General features: G+C 70.6%; 10 protein-coding genes. 5 read left to right on the top strand and 5 right to left on the bottom strand.

What is annotated here, in order from left to right:
* The first annotated feature begins 13 nt into the window (after nt 1–13).
* Nucleotides 14–1,765, top strand: coding sequence for an LCP family protein (locus tag ACGFT2_RS28525; protein WP_393283422.1), 1,752 nt, complete (start codon nt 14–16; stop codon nt 1,763–1,765).
* A 188-nt stretch (nt 1,766–1,953) separates the two neighbouring features.
* Nucleotides 1,954–3,597: an LCP family protein gene (locus ACGFT2_RS28520; RefSeq protein WP_393283420.1), complete on the top strand. Its 1,644-nt coding sequence runs from the start codon at nt 1,954–1,956 to the stop codon at nt 3,595–3,597.
* 193 nt (nt 3,598–3,790) lie between these two features.
* Here ACGFT2_RS28520 and ACGFT2_RS28515 read toward each other — a convergent pair whose 3' ends face one another.
* Nucleotides 3,791–4,819 carry a glycosyltransferase family 2 protein gene (locus ACGFT2_RS28515; protein WP_393283417.1) on the bottom strand — a complete coding sequence of 343 codons (1,029 nt, stop codon included), beginning with the start codon at nt 4,817–4,819 and terminating at the stop codon, nt 3,791–3,793.
* Nucleotides 4,820–5,100: 281 nt separating this feature from the next.
* On the opposite strand from ACGFT2_RS28515, the gene ACGFT2_RS28510 reads away from it, so the two are divergent.
* A complete protein-coding gene (locus ACGFT2_RS28510) occupies nt 5,101–6,474 on the top strand; it encodes an LCP family protein (RefSeq protein ID WP_393283495.1) in 1,374 nt (457 codons plus the stop codon).
* A gap of 153 nt (nt 6,475–6,627) precedes the next feature.
* Here the strand turns inward: ACGFT2_RS28510 and ACGFT2_RS28505 are convergent, their stop codons facing one another.
* Entirely contained in the window at nt 6,628–7,176 is a 549-nt protein-coding gene (locus tag ACGFT2_RS28505; RefSeq protein ID WP_393283415.1) for an acyl-CoA thioesterase, read from the bottom strand.
* A gap of 119 nt (nt 7,177–7,295) precedes the next feature.
* On the opposite strand from ACGFT2_RS28505, the gene ACGFT2_RS28500 reads away from it, so the two are divergent.
* Entirely contained in the window at nt 7,296–8,621 is a 1,326-nt protein-coding gene (locus ACGFT2_RS28500) for an LCP family protein (RefSeq protein WP_393283413.1), read from the top strand.
* Nucleotides 8,622–8,715: 94 nt separating this feature from the next.
* On the opposite strand, the gene ACGFT2_RS28495 is transcribed toward ACGFT2_RS28500, so the two are convergent.
* Together ACGFT2_RS28495 and ACGFT2_RS28490 are read right to left on the bottom strand one after the other, a co-directional pair.
* Nucleotides 8,716–9,084 carry a four-helix bundle copper-binding protein gene (locus ACGFT2_RS28495; RefSeq protein ID WP_393283410.1) on the bottom strand — a complete coding sequence of 123 codons (369 nt, stop codon included), beginning with the start codon at nt 9,082–9,084 and terminating at the stop codon, nt 8,716–8,718.
* Between the two features lie 319 nt (nt 9,085–9,403).
* Nucleotides 9,404–10,561, bottom strand: coding sequence for an acyl-CoA dehydrogenase (locus ACGFT2_RS28490; protein ID WP_393283407.1), 1,158 nt, complete (start codon nt 10,559–10,561; stop codon nt 9,404–9,406).
* Nucleotides 10,562–10,742: 181 nt separating this feature from the next.
* Between ACGFT2_RS28490 and ACGFT2_RS28485 the strand changes: the two genes are divergently transcribed.
* Nucleotides 10,743–12,086 carry a UDP-glucose dehydrogenase family protein gene (locus ACGFT2_RS28485; RefSeq protein ID WP_393283405.1) on the top strand — a complete coding sequence of 448 codons (1,344 nt, stop codon included), beginning with the start codon at nt 10,743–10,745 and terminating at the stop codon, nt 12,084–12,086.
* Nucleotides 12,087–12,204: 118 nt separating this feature from the next.
* Here the strand turns inward: ACGFT2_RS28485 and ACGFT2_RS28480 are convergent, their stop codons facing one another.
* Nucleotides 12,205–12,711: a CGNR zinc finger domain-containing protein gene (locus ACGFT2_RS28480; RefSeq protein ID WP_393283403.1), complete on the bottom strand. Its 507-nt coding sequence runs from the start codon at nt 12,709–12,711 to the stop codon at nt 12,205–12,207.
* Between the last annotated feature and the right edge of the window lie 61 nt (nt 12,712–12,772).

The raw sequence follows: 12,772 nt of genomic DNA, 5'->3' as shown, positions 1-12,772 counted from the left end.
GATTCGGACAACCGTGGACGCGCAAGGCCGTGGGCGGGCGGACAACATCGACCCCGCAGACCAGTGGGTACTCAATCCGAACACCGGCGAATACGAACTGCGACTGAGCCCTTCCCCAGCGCAGTCGCCGGTGCCCGGTCCCCGTAGACCGGCGCGGGGCGACGGCCCTGCGCCGCGCCGCCGTGCGGAACCGGCGACCGGCGAGCCCCGGGAGCCGCGCAGGGTGCGCCCGGGTGACGTGCCGCCGCCGCGCAACCGGCGCCGGGGCGGCGAGCCGGAGACGCCGCAGGGGCGGCGCGCGGCCCGGCGGCCGGTGAAGAAGAAGTCGAAGGCGAAGAAGGTGCTGCTGTGGACCGGCGGGTCCATGGCCTTCGTGCTGGTCGCCGTGACGGCCGCCGGTTACCTCTACATCAAGCACCTGAACGACAACATCACGTCCATCTCCGACGACGGCGCGAGCACGGGTGGCTTCAGTAAGGACGAGGCGATCAACATCCTGCTGATCGGCACGGACAAGCGCACCGGCCAGGGCAACGACGGCTACGGCGACGCGGGCAGCGTCGGGCACGCCGACACCACGATCCTGCTGCACGTCTCCAAGGACCGGTCCAACGCCACCGCGCTGAGCATCCCGCGCGACCTGATCGTGAACGTCCCGGACTGCCCGACGGAGCAGGAGGACGGCACCGAGAAGGTCATAGGGGGCACGGACAGCGCCCGTTTCAACACGAGCCTCGGGCAGGACGACCGCACGCCGAGCTGCACCATGCGCACGGTGACCGAGCTGACCGGGATCAAGCCGGACGACTTCATGGTCGCCGACTTCAACGCGGTCAAGACGCTGACCGAGGCGGTCGGCGGTGTCGAGGTCTGCCTGGCCCACGACATCGACGACAAGGACTCGCACCTCAAGCTCTCCAAGGGCACGCACAACATCTCCGGCGAGCAGGCGCTGGCGTTCGTGCGTACCCGGCACTCCGTCGGCTTCGGCGGCGACCTGAGCCGGATCGCCCTGCAGCAGCAGTTCCTGAGCGCGCTGATGCGCAAGCTGAAGGGGAACGCCACGCTCACCAGCCCGACGAAGATGGTCAAGCTGGCGGAGACCGGCACGAAGGCGCTCACCGTCGACAGCAAGCTGGACAGCATCGGCAAGCTGAAGGACCTCGGTCTGGAGCTGGGCAAGCTCAACCCCAAGAACCTGACGTTCACGACGGTGCCGGTCGTGGACAACCCTGCGGAGAAGGTCAAGACGACGGTCGTCCTCAACGAGTCGAAGGCGCCCGCCGTCTTCGACGCCATCAAGAACGACGTCTCCTTCACCGACGTGAAGAAGAAGCAGAAGGCCGCGAAGGACGCCCAGGCCGCCCGGCTGAAGGGCGGCAAGGCGCCCGCCTCCGAGGTGCGGGTGCGCATCCTCAACGGCGGGGCCGCGGGGGGCAGCGCCCAGTCGGTGCTCAACTGGCTGCAGAACGACGAGGGCGTGACCAAGTCGGAGAACGCGGGCAACGCCCCCGCCGCGCTCGCCAGGACCACGCTCGAGTACGCGCCCGACCAGGCGGCCCAGGCGCGCCGGCTGGCCGCCGTCATGGGGCTGTCCGGCTCCGCGCTGAAGCCCGGCAAGAGCGTGACCAACTCCCAGGGCCTGCCGGCGATGACGCTGACCCTCGGCAAGGACTTCAAGGAGGCGGGCGTCTCCCTCACTCCCGCGACCAAGGCGCCGACGGTCGACAAGTCGACGGCCGACAAGGTGCAGTGCGCCTCATAGCCACAAGACACCCCGAAGCGACAGGAATTCATCATTCGCGGATCGGCTGGCTTTCGTACGAATGCGTATCCTGTGCGATGACTTACGGATGAGCCAAGACTCATAGGTAACCCAATGGGCCCGTCGTGCGTCTAACTGGACGCGGGACGGGCCCGTTGCATGGCGCGAGGGTGGGGAGGGCGGGGGATTTGGCGCAGAGCGAGGTGCGTGGGGAGGCTCCTGCGGCCGAGGACACGATGTCGCTGAAGCCGCAGGCCTCGGATGCGCCGGCCGGTTCCGGACGGCACAAGGGCAGGCGGCGCGCGGGTGGAACGAAGACCGACCGGCGGCGGCGCAGACGCCGCGCCCTGCGCTGGTCGGCGATCGTGCTGGCGGTACTGATAGTCGGCACGGCGGGTGCCGGGTATCTCTACTACCAGCACCTCAACGGCAACATCCAGAAGGGCAAGCGCAACAGCGCCGACGACTCCAAGGCGCACCGGACCGAGCCGAACGCGGCCGGCCAGACACCGCTGAACATCCTGCTGATCGGCTCGGACAGCCGTAACTCCGCCGAGAACGTGAAACTCGGCGGCAGCCGGGACCACCGCGGCGACCCGCCGCTCGCGGACGTTCAGATGCTCATCCACCTCTCCGCGGACCGCGAGAGCGCGTCCATGGTCAGCATTCCGCGCGACACCCGGGTCGACATCCCGAGGTGCACGGATCCGGAGACCGGCAAGGTCTACCCGGCGACGAACGACATCATCAACGTCAGCCTGGCCCGGGGCGGGGCGGGCTGCACCCTGGCCACCTGGCAGAACCTCACCGGGGTCTACATCGACCACTGGATGACGATCGACTTCTCCGGTGTGGTGCGGATGGCCGACGCCATCGGCGGTGTCGAGGTCTGTGTGAGGCAGAACGTCTGGGACCGCCCGACCGCCTCGGTCTCCGGCGGCTCCGGCCTGAAGATGAAGGCCGGGACGCACAAGGTGAAGGGCGAGCAGGCCCTGCAGTGGCTGCGCACCCGGCACGCCTGGGGCAGCGACCTGATGCGGGCCCGGGCCCAGCACATGTACCTGAACTCGATGATGCGCACGCTCCGGCACCAGAACGTGTTCACCGACACCGGGCGGCTGATGAACCTGGCGGAGGCGGCCACCAAGTCGCTGAAGGTCTCCGAGGAGATCGGCACCGTCAAGAAGCTGTACGGCCTGGGCATGCAGATGAAGTCGGTGCCGTCGGACCGCATCACGTCGCTGACCATGCCGAACCTGACCGACCCGCTCGACAAGAACCACGTCGTGCCGGACAAGGCCAATGCCGACAAGCTGTGGCAGATGCTCCAGGACGACGTGCCGTTCGACAAGAACGGCAAGGGGTCCGGGGCGAAGAAGCCCGCGGCCGACAAGCCCGCCGCGAAGCCCTCGCTCGAGCCGGGCCGGCTGGGCGTACTGGTGCAGAACGCCACCCGGACCGCCACCGAGGGCCCGGTGCCGCAGCGCGCCCGGGCGATCGGCGAGGCGCTCGCGCAGCAGGGCTACACCCGGGCGGCCGCCGACACCTCGGGCACACTGTCCGAGGACAGGACGGTCGTGCAATACCCCAGCGCGGACCTGCAGGGCGACGCCCAGGCCGTGGCCAAGGCACTCGGCATCCCGCTGAGCGCGGTGAAGAAGTCGACCGACGTGTCGGGAGTCACGGTCGTCGTCGGCGCGGACTGGCGCACCGGCACGGCCTACCCGAAGCAGTCCGCCCCGCAAGCGGGGGACCTGCCCAAGGGCAGCGACGCCGTCAACGGCTCGGACACGACGAAGTGCATGGACGTCTACGACGTCTACCGCTGGTAGTGAAACGCGGCAGGGCCCCTTCTCCGAGGAGAAGGGGCCCTGCCGTTCGTCCGGGACGTCCGCCCGTGCCCGTCGCGCGGGCGGGGCGGGCGGGCGGGCGTGGCCGTGCGCTCGCGCCGGTTCGCGCGGGCCGTGGCCGTACGGGTCAGGCGCCGTACGGGTCAGGCGCCGTACGGGTCAGGCGCCGTACGGGTCAGGCGGAGTTCGCCACCGCCGGACGCCGGGAGGCGATGACCTTCCTCGCCAGCGACCTGGGGCTGGTCAGGAAGCCGAAGCCCCACGACATGTGCATGGTGGCCAGGGCCACCGGGATCTGCAGCCGGGCCTTCAGGGGCAGGCCCCTGCCCGCCGGGACAGAGCCCGCGACGATCGCCGCCAGGTAGCCGCCCGGGATCACCAGGCCCCACGGGGTCAGCGCCACGCCCACCACGAGGCCGGCGGCCATCGCGCACACCGCCGCCGGCGGGGCGAGGTAGCGCAGGTTGATGGAGCCCGAGTGGTAGCGGGCGACGACGTGCCGCCAGCGGCCGTAGTCCTTGTACTGCTTGGCCAGCGCCCGCACCGAGGGACGCGGGCGGTACGACACCCTCAGCTCCGGCGAGAACCAGATCCCGCCGCCCGCCTCGCGGATGCGGAAGTTCAGCTCCCAGTCCTGGGCGCGGATGAACTCCTCGTTGTAGCCGCCCTGTTGCTCCAGGGCCGCGCGGCGGAAGACACCGAGGTAGACCGTCTCGGCCGGTCCGGCCCGGCCGCCGGTGTGGAAGGCCGCGTTGCCGACGCCGATCTTCGAGGTCATCGCGGCGGCGACCGCATGCTCCCAGTCGTTCTCGCCCTCGGCGTGCATGATGCCGCCGACGTTCTGCGCGCCGGTCTCCTCCAGGAGCCGGACGGCGGTGGCGATGTAGTTCGGCGAGAGGATGCCGTGGCCGTCGACGCGGACCACGATCGGATGCCGGGAGGCCTTGATCGCCGCGTTCAGCGCCGCGGGCGTACGGCCGGTCGGATTCGGGACGGTGTGCACGCGGGGGTCTTCGGCGACCAGCTCGGCGGCGATCTCGTCCGTGCGGTCCGTGGACGGACCGAGGGCGATCACGACCTCCATCTCGCCGGCGTACTCCTGCGCGAGGATCGCTTGGACGGCCCCGCGCAGATGCCGTTCCTCGTTGAGGACGGGCATGATCACGGAAACAGCGGGGAGCCGCACGTCGGACTTGGCGTTCATAGGACGCTCACGTTACCGCGAACGGGGGACACCGGTGCGCGCCGCCGGGACCGAGACGCGGGCTGGAGATCGTATCGGCCTACTGTGCTCACGGATCCCGCGTACGGCCTCGTCCGGAGGTGTCCCCCTTGTCCAGCCCGCCTCGGTCCCCGTCCCCCACCGCCGGTAGCGGGGGAGGTGCCCCACGGCCGCGCCGCCCGCGGCCGCCCCGCCGGGTGCCGCCCGAGCGGTCCGTGAGGTCCGTGAGGTCCGTCCGGCCGCCCAAGCGGCCGCGCTGGGCCATGCGGGCGGTCAGCACCCTGTCCGTGGTGGTGCTCGCCTCCGCCGGCATCGGGCACGCCGTCGTCACCAGCCTGGACGCGGGCATCGCCCGGATCGACGCCTTCAAGGACATGAAGAACCGGCCCCGCGCCGGCCACGGCATGAACGTCCTGCTGGTCGGCACCGACGGCCGCGACAAGGTCAGCGAGCAGGAGCGGCGCGCCTACCGGCTCGGCGGTCAGCCCTGCCACTGCACCGACACCATGATGATCGTGCACATCTCGGAGGACCGGGAGCGGGCCACGGTGGTGAGCCTGCCGCGCGACTCCTACGCCGATGCCCCCGAGCACATCGACCAGAACTCCGGCCGGCGGCACGGCGCGCACCCGATCAAGCTCAACGCGGCCTATGCCGAGGGCGGCCCCCAGCTGACCATCCGCACGGTCGAGAACATGACCCACGTGAAGATCGACCACTACCTGGAGGTCGACTTCACCAGCTTCATGAGGACGGTGGACGTGCTCGGCGGGGTGCAGGTCTGCACGCCGACACCGCTGAAGGACTCGTACACGGGGCTCGACCTCGCGCCGGGCACGCACACCCTCATGGGCGGGCAGGCGCTGCAGTACGTGCGGGCCCGGCACCTGGACGGGGCGAGCGACCTGGGCCGGATGAAACGGCAGCAGCGGTTCATGGCCGCGCTGATCGAGAAGGCCACCTCCTCCGGGGTGCTGCTGAACCCGATCAGGTTCCGGGACGTGACCCGGGCGGTGCTCGGCTCGGTCCGTGCGGACTCGGGCTTCCACACCGACGAGCTGCTCGAGCTGGGGCGCGCGATGCGGAGCTTCTCCCCCGCGTCCTCGGAGTTCACCACCGTCCCCATCGGGCGTCTCGACGTCCAGATCAAGGGCATCGGCTCGACCCTGAAATGGGACCAGGCCAAGGCGGAGCAGCTGTTCCGGTCGCTGCGCGACGACAAACAGCTCTCGGCGGACCGGCCGCACCGGGGCCCGGTGCCGGCACCCGTGGAGGTCGACCCGCGGCAGATCCGGGTGCTGGTGGCGAACGGCACGGGCACCGTCGGGCTCGCCAAGCGGGTCGACGCCGCACTCGCCGCGACCGGCTTCACCACGACCCACCGGCCGGTGACGGCGCCCGCCCACGTGCCGCGGACGGTGATCTCCTACGACCCCCGGTGGGACCGCTCCGCCCGCTCCCTGGCCGTGGCCCTGCCCGGCAGCGAGCTGCGCGCGGTCCCCGGCCAGGGGCCGCTGATGAAGGTGACCGTCGGGACCGACTTCAGGGCGGTGACCAAGGTGCGGTTCGCGGACCCCGGGCAGCCCGAGCAGAGTGTGGTGCGGGGCAACGAGGTGGTGTGCTCCGGGACCGCGTGACCGCGGTCCGGAGGCCTGACTCCCTGTGCGGGCGGCGGGCGGCCGCGGTCATGGCCGGCGTCCGGCTCGCCGCCCGGCTCTTCGGGCCACGGGCCGGTGCCCGAATCCCGCTCCGCCCCTCGAAGCCACCCGGCCGCGCTTCCGAGTCGCCGGCTAGTCCTCGAAGCCCTCGGCCGCGCGCTTCTCGCGCAGTTCGCGGATCGCGCGGCGGCGGGCCAGGCGATGCGTGCGGCGGATCTGGGCCTCCTGGTTGCGGCGGCGGTCCCGGTCGGTCTCCGGCTCCACCTGCGGCACCCGGCGCGGCTTGCCGTCGGCGTCGACCGCGGCGAAGACCAGATAGGCCGAGCCCACCTGGGTGGCCGGGGCCGACTCGTTCCAGCGCTCGGCGAGGACCCGGACGCCGATCTCCATGGAGGTCCGGCCGGTCCAGTTCACCTGGGCCTTCACATGGACCAGGTCACCTACGCGCACCGGCTCCAGGAACACCATCTCGTCCATCGACGCCGTGACCGCGGGACCACCGGAGTGCCGGCCGGCCACCGCGCCCGCCGCGTCGTCGACGAGCTTCATGATCACGCCACCGTGCACGGTTCCCAGCAGGTTGGTGTCGTTGTGGGTCATGATGTGGCTGAGCGTGGTGCGCGAGGCGGACGTGGGCTTGCCCGGGATGTCCGTGTCCATGTCCGCGGCCTGATCTGTCATGCCCTCCACCTTATGCTGAGGCGACATTCACGGAATTTGTGTCAGCTTCGCAACAGCGGCGACCTGATTTTCCGACATCCCTTGTAAGGCACGTACCACTGCCCTGCACACTGGGGCGCATGAATGACTGGCCCGAGGGATGGTCCGACGACAACCGCGGCCCCCGCTACGGACACGGCAGTGCCGGTGCGCAGCCGGAGGGTGCCCGCGTGATGCGTCAGGTGCGGCGCGGCCCGGCGGTACCGCCGGGGCAGCGCTCCGGCTACGGCAACCCCGGCCCGTCGGCACCGCCGTACGGCGCCGGCGTCCCCCAGCAGCCGTCGTACGTCGACGGCCGGGGCCACGACGACGGTTCCGGTTACAGCGAGTACGACAGCGGCTACAACACGGGCCAGGTGTACGGCAGTCCCGGTGGCGGTGGGCCCGGCGGCCCGGCGGGCGGACCCGCCCGGGCGCCGCGTCCCGCGCCGAACTGGCGGCGCCGGATCAAGTGGACGACGATCACGCTGGCGACCGTGCTGGTCGTCACATCCGTGGCGACGTACTTCTGGGCCGACTCCAAGCTGCGCCGCGAGGTCGACCTGTCGACGGTCATCGACCGGCCGGAGGCGGGCGACGGCACCAACTACCTGATCGTCGGCTCGGACAGCCGTGAGGGCATGTCCAAGGAGGACGAGAAGAAGCTGCACACGGGCGGCGCCGAGGGCAAGCGCACGGACTCGATGATGATCCTGCACGTCGGCGGCAACGGCGACACGCTGATCTCGCTGCCGCGCGACTCGGACGTGGTGGTCCCCTCGTACAAGGGGTCGACGTCCGGGAAGACCTACCCGGCGCAGGGCCGGCACGAGAAGCTGAACGCGGCCTACGCCGAGGACGGGCCGACGCTGCTGGTCCGCGCGATCGAGTCCAACACCGGCCTGCACATCGACCACTACGTGGAGATCGGCTTCCAGGGCTTCGCCAACATCGTGGACGCGGTGGGCGGTGTCGACATCGACATCGACAAGGGCTTCAAGGACAAGTGGTCCGGCGCCGACTTCGAGGCCGGCAAGCAGACCCTGAACGGCCAGCAGGCCCTCGCCTTCGTCCGTACCCGGCACGCCTTCGCCGCCTCGGACCTGCAGCGCACCAAGAACCAGCAGAAGTTCCTGGCCGCCCTGGCCCACCAGGTGGCCACCCCGTCGACGGTCCTGAACCCGTTCAAGCTCTACCCGACCATGGGCGCGGGCCTGGACTCGCTGATCGTCGACAAGGACATGGGGCTGTGGGACCTGGCCTCGATGTTCTGGGCCATGAAGGGCGTCAGCGGCGGGGACGGCACGTCCATGAACATGCCGATCTCCGGTTCCTCGGGCGGCAATCTCGTCTGGGACAAGGCGAAGGTCAAGACCCTGGTGAACCAGCTGAACAACGACGAGAAGGTCACGGTCACCGGCAACTGACACCCCGCCCGCCGGTGCGACCGCGCCGGCGGGCGGACCGCCGGACGGTCAAGGGCACTTCGAAGGTGCCCTTGGCCGGGCGGGGCGGGGCGGGTCACATGGTGGCGCCGGCCATGGTGCGGCAGGTTTCCGCGCAGCGGCGGGAGGCCTCGGCGCAGCGCATCATCTGCTGGTCGTCCGGCATGGACATACACGCCTCGGCGCACATGTCACAGACCTTCGCGCAGAACATGCACATCTCGGCGGACATCGGCGAGCGCCGCATCATCATGTCGGCGCACATCCGGGTCGTCTCGGAGCAGTCCATGAGCGCGCGCATGACCTGCATCTGCTGCGGGCCGCCCTTCTGCATGCAACCGCTCATGGTCTCCTCGCACATGCTGTGACAGCTCATGCACGCCTCGATGCAGTCCTGCATCTGCGGGGTGAGCGCCGCCATCGCCGGTGACTGTGACTGGGTCATGGCTCCTCCTCGGAAGGGGGGGGACCCGGGAAACGGATCCCGTGTGCTTCCGTCCTACGTCCGGGGCCGTCGCCCCGCATGTCGGCCCCCGACGACCCACGGAGGCGTCAGAGGTCGCCTGATCCGCGTACGACGACAGCCCCCGGCGTCGCGCCGGGGGCTGTGTTGTCCGTGCAGGTCGGTGACCGTTCTCGGCTCCTGTCCACCCAGGACTCCCCCGGCATGGCGCCCGGGAGCGGTCCCGCCCGGGCCGCCACGGACGAAAGCCGAGGGTGTCCCTCCGGACCCTCGAAACGGCATCTGACCTGCCAGAGCCCTGCTACGGAAGGTTCCTTGCCATCACGATCCGCTGCACCTGGTTCGTGCCCTCGTAGATCTGGGTGATCTTGGCGTCGCGCATCATGCGCTCGACCGGGTAGTCGCGGGTGTAGCCGTAGCCGCCGAGGAGCTGGACGGCGTCCGTGGTGACCTCCATCGCCACGTCCGAGGCGAAGCACTTGGCGGCCGCGCCCTGGAAGGTGAGGTCGGCGTCGCCGCGCTCGGAGGCCGCCGCGGCCTGGTACGTCAGGGCGCGGGCGGCGGCGATCTTCATGGCCATGTCGGCGAGCATGAACTGGATGCCCTGGAAGTCGGCGATCGGCTTGCCGAACTGCTTGCGCTCCTGGACGTAACCCTTGGCGTAGTCGAGGGCACCCTGGGCGACACCGAGCGCCTGGGCGGCGATGGTGATGCGGGTGTGGTCCAGGGTCTTCATCGCCGTCATGAAGCCCGTGCCCTCCTCGCCGATCATGCGGTCGGCGGGGATGCGGACGTTGTCGAAGTAGACCTCGCGGGTCGGGGAGCCCTTGATGCCGAGCTTCTTCTCCGGGGCGCCGAAGGAGACGCCCGGGTCGGACTTCTCGACGACGAAGGCGGAGATGCCCTTCGAGCGCTTCGACGGGTCGGTGACGGCCATCACCGTGTAGTACTCGCTGACGCCCGCGTTGGTGATCCAGCGCTTCACGCCGTTGAGGATCCAGTGGTCGCCGTCGCGGACCGCCTTGGTCTTCATACCGGCCGCGTCGGAGCCGGCGTCCGGCTCGGAGAGGCAGTACGAGAACATCGCGTCGCCCTTGGCCAGCGGGGACAGGTACTTCTTCTTCAGGTCCGCGGAGCCGGAGAGGATCACGGGGAGCGAGCCGAGCTTGTTCACGGCCGGGATGAGGGAGGAGGAGACGCAGGCGCGGGCCACCTCCTCGATCACGATGACCGTGGCGAGCGCGTCGGCGCCGGCGCCGCCGAACTCCTCGGGCACGTGCACGGCGTGCAGGTCGCCTGCGACCAGCGCGTCGAGGGCCTCCTGCGGGAAGCGGGCCTCCTCGTCCACCGCGGCGGCGTACGGCGCGATCTTCGCCTCGACCAGCGAGCGGACGGCGTCGCGGAGCATGTCATGCTCCTCGGACGGGCGGTACAGGTCGAAGTCAGCCGTTCCGGCCACGGTCTCTCACGCTCCAAAGACGCAGTGATACTGACGCTAATTACCGTTAAGTAACTCAAATTTTAGAGGCCTGCCGTGAGCACGCCTACGTGAGCTTGGCGACAGCGGGGAAATTGCCCGCCGAAGTGCCCGGCTATGCTCGGGCACCGCACCGAGTAGGTCCCCGAGCTGGAGCGCACCCATGAGCCTGAAGATCACCGTGATCGGCACCGGCTACCTCGGCGCCACGCACGCCGCGGCCATGGCCGAGCTGGGCTTCGAGGTGCTGGGACTGGACGTCGTACCCGAGAAGATCGCCATGCTGGAACGCGGCGAGACGCCGATGTTCGAGCCGGGGCTCGAGGAGCTGCTGCGCCGGCACGTGGCCGGTTTCGAGGGGTCCTCGGGCCGGCTGCGGTTCACCACCGACTGGGCGGAGGTCGGCGCCTTCGGCGACGTGCACTTCGTGTGCGTGAACACCCCGCAGAAGCACGGCGAGTACGCGTGCGACATGACGTACGTCGACTCCGCCTTCGCCTCGCTCGCGCCGCATCTGCACGGGCCGGCCCTGGTGGTCGGCAAGTCGACGGTGCCGGTGGGTTCGGCCGACCGGCTGGCCGCCTACCTCGCCGAGCACGCGCCCGCGGGCGGGGACGCCGAGCTGGCCTGGAACCCGGAGTTCCTGCGCGAGGGCTTCGCCGTCGAGGACACCCTGCACCCGGACCGGATCGTGGCCGGTGTGCGCAGCGAGCGGGCCGAGAAGCTGCTGCGCGAGGTGTACGCCACCCCGCTCGGCGAGGGCACCCCGTTCGTCGTCACCGACTTCCCCACGGCGGAGCTGGTGAAGACGGCGGCGAACTCCTTCCTCGCGACCAAGATCTCCTTCATCAACGCGATGGCGGAGGTGTGCGAGGCCGGGGGCGGTGACGTGGCGAAGCTGGCGGAGGCGATCGGGCACGACGACCGGATCGGCAGGAAGTTCCTGCGTGCCGGGATCGGGTTCGGCGGCGGCTGTCTGCCGAAGGACATCCGGGCGTTCATGGCCCGGGCGGGCGAGCTGGGCGCGGACCAGGCGCTGACCTTCCTGCGGGAGATCGACTCCATCAACATGCGCCGGCGCGGCCAGATGGTCGAGATGGCCCGTGAGGCGCTCGGCGGCGGGTCCTTCCTCGGGAAGCGGGTCGCGGTGCTCGGCGCCACCTTCAAGCCCGACTCGGACGACGTCCGCGACTCCCCCGCACTGAACGTGGCCGGGCAGATCCATCTCCAGGGCGGGCAGGTGACGGTGTACGACCCGAAGGGCATGGACAACGCCCGCAAGGTCTTCCCGACGCTGGGCTACGCCGATTCCGCCCGGGAGGCGGTGCGCGGCGCGGACATCGTGCTGCATCTGACCGAGTGGCGGGAGTTCCGCGAGCTGGACCCGGCGGTACTCGGCGAGGTCGCGACGGCCCGGGTGATCCTGGACGGGCGCAACGCCCTCGACCCGGAGCTGTGGCGGCGGACCGGCTGGGTCTACCGGGCGATGGGCCGCCCCACCGCGTAACCGCCCGTACCCGGCACGAACGGCGACGCCGGTTCGGCCGAGGCTCAGTCGGCCGAACCGGCGTCTGTCCGCATTCTGCACCATGGGACACATACGTGGCCGGTGAACTCCCGGTGCTTCACCGCTCCTTCGAGCGGTACCGGCGCATCTTCGCGCGTGCCCCGCACACCTGCATCGAGCACCAGCGGCCGCGTCCGGCGGGGCTGCGGTCGTAGTACGCCCAGAGGCAGGTCGGGGCCTCGCACGCCTTGAGCCGGGTCCAGGTGCCGGCCACGAGGGCCTCGGCGACCGCGGCGGCGATCCGGGAGGCCAGCGGGCCCGCGTCGGCCGGGGCGAGGCGGGCCGAGCCGTCGTGGTCGTCCACGGCGACGTACAGCGGGGCCCGCGCCAGCAGCGTGCCCAGCGGGGTCACCGCGCGGTGCGCCGCGTGGCCCGCGTGGGCGAGCAGCGCGGCCCGCAGCGATTCGCGCAGCTCCCGGGCGTCGGCCAGGCCGGCCTCCGTGACCCCGAGGCGGCCGCGGACCTCCGGTGTGTCCAGCGAGTCGGCGCCCGTCTCGACGTCCAGCGTGTTCACCAGCGACTCGACCAGAGCCAGGCCGCCCGGAGCGGCCGATCTCTCGCTCATGCTTGCGACGTTACCCCTTCTGCGGGAGCATGCAGTAACCGTTACCGGTTACCCGGCTTCT

Source organism: Streptomyces sp. NPDC048514 (genome assembly GCF_043199955.1).
Classification (GTDB): domain Bacteria; phylum Actinomycetota; class Actinomycetes; order Streptomycetales; family Streptomycetaceae; genus Streptomyces.
The sequence above is the reverse complement of the archived record's forward strand: the minus strand, read 5'-3'. Positions and strand labels throughout refer to the sequence as shown.

What these genes read in the sequence shown, in the direction of transcription:
- ACGFT2_RS28515 (WP_393283417.1), bottom strand. Translation starts at nt 4,819, where the DNA reads ATGAACGCCAAGTCCGACGTGCGGCTCCCCGCTGTTTCCGTGATCATG.
- ACGFT2_RS28485 (WP_393283405.1), top strand. Translation starts at nt 10,743, where the DNA reads ATGAGCCTGAAGATCACCGTGATCGGCACCGGCTACCTCGGCGCCACG.
- ACGFT2_RS28480 (WP_393283403.1), bottom strand. Translation starts at nt 12,711, where the DNA reads ATGAGCGAGAGATCGGCCGCTCCGGGCGGCCTGGCTCTGGTCGAGTCG.
- ACGFT2_RS28510 (WP_393283495.1), top strand. Translation starts at nt 5,101, where the DNA reads ATGCGGGCGGTCAGCACCCTGTCCGTGGTGGTGCTCGCCTCCGCCGGC.
- ACGFT2_RS28495 (WP_393283410.1), bottom strand. Translation starts at nt 9,084, where the DNA reads ATGACCCAGTCACAGTCACCGGCGATGGCGGCGCTCACCCCGCAGATG.
- ACGFT2_RS28505 (WP_393283415.1), bottom strand. Translation starts at nt 7,176, where the DNA reads ATGACAGATCAGGCCGCGGACATGGACACGGACATCCCGGGCAAGCCC.
- ACGFT2_RS28500 (WP_393283413.1), top strand. Translation starts at nt 7,296, where the DNA reads ATGAATGACTGGCCCGAGGGATGGTCCGACGACAACCGCGGCCCCCGC.